The sequence below is a fragment of the Pseudomonadota bacterium genome (genome assembly GCA_039028935.1).
GTDB lineage: Bacteria > Pseudomonadota > Gammaproteobacteria > Steroidobacterales > SZUA-146 > SZUA-146.
This window is the reverse complement of record JBCCHD010000022.1, coordinates 50,066-60,526: the sequence shown is the minus strand read 5'-3', so window position 1 is coordinate 60,526 and position 10,461 is coordinate 50,066. Positions and strand designations below refer to the sequence as shown.

8 protein-coding genes and 3 tRNA genes are annotated in these 10,461 nt (G+C 55.0%); 2 read left to right on the top strand and 9 right to left on the bottom strand.

What is annotated here, in order from left to right:
- The 4 genes from AAF465_11420 to AAF465_11405 all read right to left on the bottom strand — a co-directional run.
- The coding region (locus tag AAF465_11420) for a GTP-binding protein (GenBank protein MEM7083331.1) at positions 1–120 on the bottom strand (120 nt) is incomplete at its 3' end.
- 124 nt (positions 121–244) lie between these two features.
- A tRNA-Thr gene (locus tag AAF465_11415) sits at positions 245–320 on the bottom strand.
- 83 nt (positions 321–403) lie between these two features.
- Positions 404–477 (bottom strand) — tRNA-Gly (locus tag AAF465_11410).
- A 70-nt stretch (positions 478–547) separates the two neighbouring features.
- Positions 548–632: transfer RNA gene (locus tag AAF465_11405), tRNA-Tyr, on the bottom strand.
- 513 nt (positions 633–1,145) lie between these two features.
- Here AAF465_11405 and AAF465_11400 point away from each other — a divergent pair.
- Positions 1,146–1,739, top strand: a complete 594-nt coding sequence (locus tag AAF465_11400; GenBank protein ID MEM7083330.1) for a YhgN family NAAT transporter — start codon at positions 1,146–1,148, stop codon at positions 1,737–1,739.
- 52 nt (positions 1,740–1,791) lie between these two features.
- On the opposite strand, the gene AAF465_11395 is transcribed toward AAF465_11400, so the two are convergent.
- Positions 1,792–4,482, bottom strand: coding sequence for an ATP-binding protein (locus tag AAF465_11395; GenBank protein ID MEM7083329.1), 2,691 nt, complete (start codon positions 4,480–4,482; stop codon positions 1,792–1,794).
- A 266-nt stretch (positions 4,483–4,748) separates the two neighbouring features.
- Here AAF465_11395 and AAF465_11390 point away from each other — a divergent pair, with 266 nt between their 5' ends.
- Positions 4,749–5,147: a response regulator gene (locus AAF465_11390; GenBank protein ID MEM7083328.1), complete on the top strand. Its 399-nt coding sequence runs from the start codon at positions 4,749–4,751 to the stop codon at positions 5,145–5,147.
- Between the two features lie 159 nt (positions 5,148–5,306).
- Here the strand turns inward: AAF465_11390 and AAF465_11385 are convergent, their stop codons facing one another.
- The 4 genes from AAF465_11385 to AAF465_11370 all read right to left on the bottom strand — a co-directional run bounded on the left by AAF465_11385 (position 5,307) and on the right by AAF465_11370 (position 10,443).
- Positions 5,307–6,794: an FMN-binding glutamate synthase family protein gene (locus AAF465_11385; GenBank protein MEM7083327.1), complete on the bottom strand. Its 1,488-nt coding sequence runs from the start codon at positions 6,792–6,794 to the stop codon at positions 5,307–5,309.
- Between the two features lie 318 nt (positions 6,795–7,112).
- Positions 7,113–9,065, bottom strand: coding sequence for an acetate--CoA ligase (gene acs, locus AAF465_11380; GenBank protein MEM7083326.1), 1,953 nt, complete (start codon positions 9,063–9,065; stop codon positions 7,113–7,115).
- A 26-nt stretch (positions 9,066–9,091) separates the two neighbouring features.
- Positions 9,092–9,733: a CoA transferase subunit B gene (locus AAF465_11375; GenBank protein ID MEM7083325.1), complete on the bottom strand. Its 642-nt coding sequence runs from the start codon at positions 9,731–9,733 to the stop codon at positions 9,092–9,094.
- Positions 9,734–9,735: 2 nt separating this feature from the next.
- Positions 9,736–10,443, bottom strand: coding sequence for a CoA transferase subunit A (locus AAF465_11370; GenBank protein MEM7083324.1), 708 nt, complete (start codon positions 10,441–10,443; stop codon positions 9,736–9,738).
- Positions 10,444–10,461: the final 18 nt, after the last annotated feature.

The window sequence follows — 10,461 nt, the reverse complement described above, 5'->3', positions numbered from 1 at the left end:
GTGTACATCCGCCATGACCTTCGTCAATGCCGCCGTCAGCGTCGTCTTCCCATGGTCAACGTGACCAATCGTGCCGACGTTTACGTGCGGCTTGTTTCTTTCAAATTTTTCCTTAGACATGAGCCTTTCACTCCGGACTAGTCTGTGGCTGTCTGGACCCTTATGTCCGTAAGCCGGTTTGTAATCAGATGCCAATCTACCGGCATCCCGTATTCATTCGTTGTCGCCTTCGCTGACGAAAAGCTGGAGCCCGCAATCAGAATTGAACTGATGACCTCATCCTTACCATGGATGCGCTCTACCGACTGAGCTATGCGGGCCCGGTCTTTTCCGTTCGTCAAACTCTGACCGCCTCCTGGCAATCAGTTCACGTCCTCGTTTGAGATGGCATGTTATCCAAGGCTGGAGCGGGTGATGGGAATCGAACCCACATCATCAGCTTGGAAGGCTGAGGTTCTACCGTTGAACTACACCCGCGAAAGCAAACACTTAACCAAAACAAACCCAACAGAGCACTCGCACTCGGACATTGCCGACGCGAGCAATCTGGTGGAGGGGGAAGGATTCGAACCTCCGAAGGCAAAGCCAGCAGATTTACAGTCTGCCCCCGTTGACCGCTTGGGTACCCCTCCGCGGACGTAAGCCGGGTATTGTGATGCGGTCGGTTGCGACTGTCAACCGGCAATTAAGCCTGATTCGTCGGGATGTCATAGCGATTCTCGAGGGCTGATTTTGGGTCGTGAAACGACGAAATCAAGGGGGAGTTCGTGCCCTGTATATAATGAGTAGGGAAAGGCACATGGATTTTCGCCCTTTATTCTTACTTATTAGGGACTTGCAGTTCCTTTAATCGCATTTCGTCGCTGTTGGCCGAGTCAGTCGGTCCAGACGGCGCGACAGCCGACTGTCGCGGCGCACCCCGCGGCGCGGCGTCGGCAGAGGTTGAACGCGCAGATCGGCCGGTCGTCGCTACCGAGTCCCGATGACCCTCAGTCAACTACGCCATCGAATTCCGAACGACTCGGGTCTCCCGTCTGTTCATGGGCGCCAGTCGAAATACGCCGACAACCTGCCTTTGCGTATTCTTATTGGGTCCCCGACCTGATTGTGTCACCATGCCCCGATTCGTGTCTGGAGCCCCATTGATGACCATCCTATCCGCCGCCGTCATGCTCTTCTTGATCATGGACCCACTGGGCAACTTGCCGATTTTTCTATCCGTGCTCAAATCGGTGCCCGAAGAGCGGCGACAGCGCATTATCGTGCGCGAGCTGCTGCTGGCACTGGTCGTGATGATGATTTTCCTATTCGCCGGCAAACATATTCTTGAATTTCTGCACGTGCGGCAGGAGGCCGTGAGCATCTCAGGGGGAATTATTTTATTTCTCATTGGCATCAAGATGGTGTTCCCCGGTCGTGGGAGCAGTTGGGCCGATGATGGCGGCGAAGACGGCGAGCCGTTTCTTGTGCCGCTGGCCATTCCCATGGTCGCCGGACCATCCCTACTCGCTGCGCTAATTCTGATTACCAACAGCAGTGAAGGGCGCATGATCGATTGGGTTATCGCGCTTCTGGCCGCGTGGTTTCTGACCGCGCTAATCCTGCTTTTCTCCAATACATTCCTGAAACTGCTCGGTCATCGCGGCCTGATTGCAGTCGAGCGGCTAATGGGCATGATCATTATCATGATCAGTGTGCAGATGTTTCTGGATGGCATTATCGACTACTGGCCCAGCTAGGCTCCATCGGCGTCATCAAACGCCTCAATCGAAAAACCGCTGAAACCGTCGTTTAGCCATTCGCATGGGCCGGGACAGACTCTACTTCCCGACTCAACGCCTCTTCGATGGCACGCTCTAATTGATCGTACGAGAACGGCTTTTGCAAATACACGCACTCATCATCGATATCACGAGCATAGCCTGACATCAGCACGGCCGGTAAGGACGGCGATCGCTGACGCAGTGTGCGGACAAGACCAACCCCGTCTATCTCACCGGGCATGACAATGTCGGTTACGACACAGTCCGGCAAACCTTGTTGCTCGATCATCGCTAAGGCTTCCGTTGCATTGGTTGCGCAGATCACCGTATCCACCATGCGCGAAAGCGATCGCTTTAGAACCCGCAAGACGCTCGGACGATCATCCACAGCGAGAATGCGTACGGCCCTTGGAACGTTAGAGGATGCAGTGGAGACATCAGACGCAGAAGCCGTTCTGGCTTCGGCCATCGGCAAGAAAAACGTAACGGTCGTGCCCCCACCGAGTGCCGATTCAATATGAAGATCACCATTTGACTGTCGTGCAAAGCCAAACACCATCGATAGACCGAGACCAGAGCCCTCCTCATGCTGCTTGGTTGTGAAGAACGGCTCGGTTGCCTGCTCCAGTACATGCGGCGCCATGCCGACACCGTTATCACGAATTTGGATTCGAGCCTGATCACCAAACGCGCTAAGCGTCAATGTGATACGACCGCCTTCGGGCATGGCTTCCCGAGCATTAAGCAGCACGTTCAATAAGGCGGTGGTCAGCTGCGCCTTGTCGACCAACACTGAACACGGCGCCGCTTCGACATCGAGCACGATGCGCTCGCCGATGGTGTTGCGAAACAGCGCTGTCGATTCGCGCAAGAATTCATCAAGATTCAGGTACTCTGGATTGAGTGGTTGCTCCCGGACGTAGGCCAGCAGCCCTCGTGTGATTTTCGCGCCGGTCTCCGCTGCCTGTCGAATGTTGTCAATCGTTTCCGCACGATCGGGATTTTCAACGGGCAGCAGATCGTCCTTGAGTTGATTGGCACCCAGCGTAACAACGGTCATCAGGTTATTGAAATCATGGGCAACACCCGCCGTTAACTGCCCCATTGCCCGCAGCTTTTCTCCCTCCATCACACGCTCAGTCAATTTAATCCGATCAACCTCCGCGGTCATGCGAAGCGCCATTTCGTCTTCCATTTCCCGAGTGCGTTCGCGCACTTGATCTTCCAACGCCAAACTCGCGGAGCGCTGCGCGTCGGCGATTCGCTTTTGCGCACGACGAGAAAAGAACAACGCAATCACCGCAATGATCATGGCACCGATAATCCAGGTTTGCCGACGAAGCCGAGATTCGCGCTGGGCCAGACTCAGCAGCGCCACCTCTCGCTCTTGGGCGCGCGCCAACTCGAGCGCGCGGCGATCTGATTCGAGCGACACGCTTAGTCGTTCAACCTGATATTTGAAACTGGCGTCCCACAGCGTTGACTCAACCCGAGTCGCTTCCTCATTCGCCGCCTTAGCACCCTCTGAATCGCCCAGCGCTTCGAGCGTGACAGCGAGCTCGAGATACGCGTCCAGCAGTTGTTGATCGGGTTGGTCACCCGGCACGGACGCGATAATTCGCAAGACGAGATCGCGCGCCTCAGCGAGCCGATCAGCCATCCGCAACGCTCTTGCGTAAGGCACCGCCATCAACTGAATGCGGGAATAATCGAGATCGGTTTCGAGGCTTTTGCCAGACAGTGCCAGCACCATATCAAAGTTATCCAGCGCCTCAAGCGGCCGGTTCTCGGCCAACTGAATAACCCCCAGGCCGGTATACCCATACGTCATGCCATCGGGCAGTACCGTTTCACCCACCTCGTCAATTACACGTTGAAGATTTTCTTCAGCGCCATCTGTTTCACCCAAGGCCGCCCGCACCTGCCCGATCATGGACTGTACGACGAGACGCCTCGTCGGATAGATTTGCACGACCTGAGATCCTCGGGACTCATAAAGCATCGTGAGGGCTTCGCGCGAGCGACCAAGATAGTTGTAACTCGACGCTAGATTGAGCTGAGTAATTGTCTTAAGTTCCGCGTACGGCACGCGCGATGCTTGCTCAAGCGCGATCTCGTAGTGTGGTACCGACATACGCGGGCGCAGCCGGGTCGAAAAGTACAAGCCCATCATGTTGTGCGCCGAGGCAATCAGCGCCGGATCATCCACCACCATAGCGAGACTCAAAGCGTGTTCAGCCGCATTGATCGATTCCTGATGCGAACCCTCCCGATACAGATAGTACATACGCGTTGTCATGGCAAAAGCCTGGACAAACGCATCTTGAGAACGGTCATTCTGCGTAAGTTGTTGGCATGTTTGGGCTGCGCCCGGAAGCGATTGGCGATGCGCCAACTGGCAGCGGATCGCTAGAGCCACCACCGACGCATCCTCTTGAGTGGTGATCAGCGCCTCGGCCTCTTCGAGATAGCGTGTTGCATCGACGACCGACCGATTAATTGCCCGATCGGACTGCGTTAACAGCGCTCGTATACGCGCGGTTTGCGCCTCTTTTGAGGTCGCTTCACGGCTCACTAACGCGGCGAGCTCCGACTCGGTGAGCGCACGCGTTTGCGACCACAGACTGTGCTCAGTTCGATGAGCAGCCTGAACGGCCAGCAATTTCGTCGGCACTAACACGCAGCACGCGAACACGATGCACGCGACTTTGCAGCTCATGGACATTGTGCAAACACTCTCTACTTTTCGAGTTGGGATATTTATCCCACAGATTCCTGTTCTGTCAGTACGACAGTAACAGTGTGATTTCGAACCCCAGTGCGAGATGCACTTCGTGTCTAAGTGTACACCCTCGAAAGCAAACTTCCGATTTCTTTTCGTTCTTGTTTAATCAAAGGTCGACATCTATATAAAATTCGTCGCAAACTACACACCGTGATCGTGCTATGTTTCGCTCACCGTTTTAAATTAAAACTTGTCTAAACATGTCTGAAAAAAATACGAATGCGAATCAATCCGGACACGTACTGATCGTTGACGATCACGCGCTCGTGCGAAAGATGGTGGCGTCCTCGCTCATTCGTGAAGGGTTCAATATTGTTGCCGTCTCATCCGGTACTGAAGCCATCGAAACACTGCAACAACCACACACGATTGCCTGCGTGTTACTCGATCTGTCAATGCCAGGCATGTCCGGCGAGGAAGTGATTATGCAACTTGCCGAACAATGGCCGACGCTGCCGATCATCGTTTATAGCGCGCATGATGAAAGCACGGTATCCCATAAACTCGATTACGACAGCATTGTCGGCTATCTCCAAAAGCCGTTTGACCCGCAAGTACTGAAAAACACGCTGAATGACGCAATGGCCAGGCGACCCTGAGCACGAATCCTTGGCCTCATTTTCCGAGCGACATTGTGCAAGGCGAGTAAACGGTCCAAACACCCTCTCAATCCGCCAGCGCACTCGCAAAGATTCGGAAAGACTCGCGATCGATTAGACGCGAAATCCACCGCCAAGCCGCATCTTAGCCGCGCGCACTCAATCCGTAGCGAAACGTTGAATCAGTAAATCGTCCATTGGTATCGAGCCGCCGTTGTCTTGCACGATGCGGCAGTGCATGGGCTTGAGATTTCGAGGTTCATTGACACCGCACGAGTGCGCAATAATGGTGACCTCTTTCTCCATGTTTTTATGATAGTGATAGACGCGTTCGGCTTTGTCTTGAGGCACCAGGCCACGCTGCAGTTTTTTATCGTGCGTGGTGATACCGGTAGGGCAGGTATTTTTGTTGCACTGAAGCGCCTGAATACAACCTAACGCAAACATGAAGCCACGCGCTGAATTGATAAAATCGGCACCAGCGCAGAGCGCCCAAGCGACTTCGGAAGGGTTGATCAATTTGCCGCTTACAACAATTTTGATCCGATCACGCAATCCATGATGCGTCAATCGGTTCACCACAATGTGCAGACTTTCCTTAATTTGTAAACCCACGTTGTCCATAAGCGCCATAGGCGCCGCGCCTGTGCCGCCATCGCCGGAGTCGACGGTGATAAAGTCAGGCGCCGATTCGATGCCACGGCGTTTTACCTCTTCACAGAGTTGATCAACCCACCCCGTGGCACCGATGACGCTCTTGATGCCCGTCGGTTTGCCACTGACATCGCGTACGCGCGCGACAAACTCCAGCAACTGGCTTGCGCTGTTGATATTGGGATGACGATTGGGGCTGATCGAATCGGTGTGTACGGGTATACCCCGAATTTCCGATATTTCCTGATTGACCTTAGCCGCCGGCAAAATGCCACCTTTGCCAGGTTTAGCACCTTGGCTAAGCTTGATCTCTACCATTTTTACCTGTTCGTGCGCGGTCACCCGGCGCAGCTTGTCCTCGTCGAGTCGGCCATCGGGGGTGCGCGCACCGTATTTGGCCGTACCGAGCTGAAACACAATATCCGCGCCGCCCTCCAGATGATAAGGCGACAGCCCACCCTCTCCTGTGTTTAACCAACAACCGGCCCTTGCCGCACCCGTCGACAGCGCACGCACAGCCGGGCGCGAAATAGCGCCATAGCTCATCGCGGAAATATGAAAAAAGTGCACGGTGGAATACGGCGTTTTGCAGTATGGTCCGACTAAGAGCGGCTCTGGCGGCGTGCGTTCTTCAGGAAGCTGCGGGTAGGGGCAATTCACAAACAGTGGTGTACCCGGCCGACGGATGTCTCGACTCGATCCAAACGCGACGGTGCTGTCCACGTTTTTCGCCGCCCGGTACGCCCACGAACGTTCGGCTCGATTGAACGGCAGCTCCTCCCGATCCATGGCAAAAAAGTACTGCCGAAAAAACTCGCCAAGGTGTTCAAACAAAAAACGAAAGCGACCAACAACAGGAAAATTTCGCCGCACGGTTGATGCCGTTTGCGTTTTGTCCTGCACATACATCACCACAACGGCAAATGCCCCTACACCCAGTGCCAGCACGAACAGCGATGCCAATAGCTGAATAACCTGCCCTACGTAACTCATGATGATGCCCCCTGTCGCCCGTTCAGAAAGACGTTTAGTTTCGAAAGTACGCCGCCGATCACGTAACAGCACGCGGCGAGTCTGATCATCGATTGAGTGTCGCCACGCAGGTCGCCCCGACACATTGATGTCGTCGCGCATACGCTGTAAACACCGACCCGACTCATCGCGACGTTTCGTTGTGTCATCAAAGACCGCACCGCTTGCCGCTTTATTTCAGCCATCAAATAAAATGCGGCAACACACCGACTGGTATGTCATCTACGGCGCTGTCGACAACGTCAGCGCCGACCCGCGCAAGCCGGAAATTATTTCACGCTATGACGGGTCAACAACACGATTGGCAATCAGGTCGTCCACGACGGCAGGGTCAGCCAGCGTCGAGGTATCGCCAAGGTGATCAAACTCATTGGCTGCAATTTTGCGCAGAATACGGCGCATGATTTTTCCCGAACGGGTTTTGGGCAGTCCGGGTGCCCATTGCAACTTGTCAGGCGATGCGATGGGGCCAATTTCTTGACGCACCCAGTTGCGCAACTCAGTGCGAAGCGCATCACTCGACTCGACACCGGCCAGCAGCGTCACGTACACATAGATTCCTTGCCCTTTCACGTCATGCGGGTAGCCCACCACCGCCGCCTCAGCAACCGCCTCATGGGCGACCAGTGCACTCTCCACTTCAGCGGTGCCCATGCGGTGGCCGGACACATTGAGCACGTCGTCGACGCGCCCCGTAATCCAATAGTAACCATCGGCATCTCGCCGAGCCCCATCACCAGTGGTGTAGACATTGTCGAAAGTCGAAAAATAGGTTTGCTCAAAACGCTCATGGTCACCATACACCGTACGCATCTGACCAGGCCAGCTGTCGAGAATCACCAGATTCCCCTCTGCTTCTCCCTCCAATAAGTTGCCATCCCCGTCCACCAACGCAGGCTGCACGCCGAAAAACGGACGGGTGGCCGATCCGGGCTTGAGCGCGGTGGCGCCCGGTATGGGCGTAATCATGGCGCCACCCGTTTCGGTTTGCCACCAGGTGTCGACAATTGGGCAACGCCCTTCTCCGACTTTGTGGTAATACCAATCCCAGGCTTCCGGGTTTATCGGTTCACCCACTGAGCCGAGCAACCGCAAGCTTTGGCGCGATGTACTCGCCAGCGGCTCATCGCCTTCGCGCATGAGCGCGCGGATCGCAGTCGGTGCCGTATAAAAAATGGATACGTTGTGCTTATCCACGACTTGCCAAAAACGACTGTAATCGGGGTAATTTGGCACGCCCTCAAACATTAGCGTGGTAGCGCAGTTTGCCAACGGCCCATACACAATGTAGCTGTGTCCGGTCACCCAGCCCACGTCCGCGGTACACCAGTACACGTCATCCGGCTTGTAGTCGAATACATATTCATGCGTCATGGAGGCGTAAACCAGATAGCCACCCGACGTGTGCAATACGCCTTTAGGCTTACCCGTCGAACCCGAGGTGTACAGAATAAAGAGCGGATCCTCCGCGTTCATGGGCTCGGGTGGACAGTCCACAGAGGCTGCCTCAACGGCGGTGTGATACCACACGTCTCGGCCTGAGTCCCACTCGATGTCGCCGCCCGTACGCCTGACCACCAGCGTTTTCTTGACCGCGCCGGGCGACAGCTTTGCGATCGCCGCATCGGTATTGGCCTTCAGAGGAATGGGTTTATTGCCACGAATCCCTTCATCAGCTGTAATCACGTACTCCGAGCGACAATCCTCAATGCGACCGGCCAGCGCCTCTGGCGAAAAGCCGCCAAACACTACCGAGTGCACCGCCCCAATCCGTGCGCAAGCCAGCATGGCCATCGCTGCCTCGGGCACCATAGGCATATAAATCGTCACCACATCGCCTTTGCCTACACCAAGCGACTTAAGCGCATTGCCCAGTCTCGACACTTGCTCGTGCAGCTCGGCGTAAGAGATGTGTCGACTATCAGCGGGGTCGTCCCCTTCATAGATAATAGCTGTGCGATCATAGTGCGTCGGCAAATGCCGATCGACACAGTTAGCGCAGACATTCAGCACGCCATCTTCATACCATTTTATGGAAACGTTGCCGCGGGCATAGGAGGTGTTTTTTATATGGGAATACGGTTTGATCCATTCGAGACGTTGCCCGTGATCGGCCCAAAACTGTTCCGGACTCTCAATGGACGCGGTGTAGAGCTGCGCATACGACTCGTCGTCGAGCGTGGCTTTTTCCAGCACGTGAGGATGAACGGGATACACCTTTTCTTCGCTCATAGCGTCGTCCTTATTGCGTATTGTTCTTACAGGCCGTCGGCGATATGAAGCACCGCCTCAGTTTTGTCTCTTACCATATCGACTGACACATCCGGCGCGAGTTCGACCATCGTCACGCCGCGATCATCGAAATCAAACACACCCAGGTCCGAATACAAGCGGTCGACAACACCGGCGCCCGTCAGCGGCAAGGAACATTCCGGCAAAAGCTTAGACGAACCGTCACGCGTACAGTGATCCATAATCACGACCACGCGCTTAACGCCCGCCACCAGATCCATCGCGCCACCCATGCCTTTCACCATTTTGCCGGGAATCATCCAGTTGGCCAGATCGCCGTTTTGCGCGACCTGCATGGCGCCGAGAATCGACAAATCAATATGGCCGCCGCGAATCATGCCAAAGCTGTCGCTGCTGGAAAAATAGCTGGTGTGCGCAAGCTCGGTGATCGTTTGTTTGCCGGCGTTAATCAAATCGGCATCCACCTCGTCGTCATAGGGGAACGGTCCCATTCCTAACATACCGTTTTCACTTTCGAGCGTGACCTCAACCCCTTCTGGAATGTAGTTGGCAACCAGGGTCGGAATGCCGATACCCAAATTGACGTAAAAGCCGTCTTGTAACTCGCGACTCGCGCGTTCTGCGATTTGTTGGCGTGACCAGGGCATGACTAGTCCTCCCCTTTGGTGCGTATGGTGCGTTGTTCGATGCGTTTTTCAAAGGCGTCGCCTTGCACAATGCGATCAACGAATATGCCAGGCGTATGCACGTGATCCGGATCGATCTCACCCACTTCGACTAAATGCTCCACTTCCGCCACGGTCGTCTTGCCCGCGGTCGCCATAACGGGATTGAAGTTGCGTGCCGTCTTGCGGTAAACGAGGTTCCCCTCGGTGTCGCCCATATACGCTTTGACCAACGATAAATCGGCGCGCAGTCCCGTTTCCAGAATGTACGTCTCGCCGTCGAACTCCTTGTGCTCCTTGCCCTCGGCGATCAGCGTGCCGACGCCAGTTTTAGTGTAAAAGCCCGGAATGCCTGCGCCGCCCGCGCGACAGCGCTCGGCAAGCGTACCTTGGGGGTTGAACTCAAGTTCCAAATCACCCGCCAGATACTGCTGCTCGAAGAGCTTGTTTTCGCCAACATAGGACGACACCATTTTGGTTATCTGGCGCGTCTTAAGCAAAAGCCCCAATCCAAAATCATCAACGCCGGCATTATTACTGATCACGGTGAGATCTTTGACGCCAGAGTCCCGCAAGGCGGCGATAAGATGTTCGGGTATCCCACACAGGCCAAAACCGCCTGACATGATGATGAGGCCATCGTTCAGCAGACCGTCGAGCGCTGAACGTGCCGAGCTGTACACTTTTTTCATGAATTTTCCTGTCTAGCG

Bases quoted from the DNA above. Each gene is read 5' to 3' on its own strand.
- AAF465_11375 (MEM7083325.1), bottom strand. From the start codon at position 9,733: ATGCCCTGGTCACGCCAACAAATCGCAGAACGCGCGAGTCGCGAGTTA.
- AAF465_11390 (MEM7083328.1), top strand. From the start codon at position 4,749: ATGTCTGAAAAAAATACGAATGCGAATCAATCCGGACACGTACTGATC.
- AAF465_11370 (MEM7083324.1), bottom strand. From the start codon at position 10,443: ATGAAAAAAGTGTACAGCTCGGCACGTTCAGCGCTCGACGGTCTGCTG.
- AAF465_11400 (MEM7083330.1), top strand. From the start codon at position 1,146: ATGACCATCCTATCCGCCGCCGTCATGCTCTTCTTGATCATGGACCCA.
- AAF465_11385 (MEM7083327.1), bottom strand. From the start codon at position 6,794: ATGAGTTACGTAGGGCAGGTTATTCAGCTATTGGCATCGCTGTTCGTG.
- acs (MEM7083326.1), bottom strand. From the start codon at position 9,065: ATGAGCGAAGAAAAGGTGTATCCCGTTCATCCTCACGTGCTGGAAAAA.
- AAF465_11395 (MEM7083329.1), bottom strand. From the start codon at position 4,482: ATGAGCTGCAAAGTCGCGTGCATCGTGTTCGCGTGCTGCGTGTTAGTG.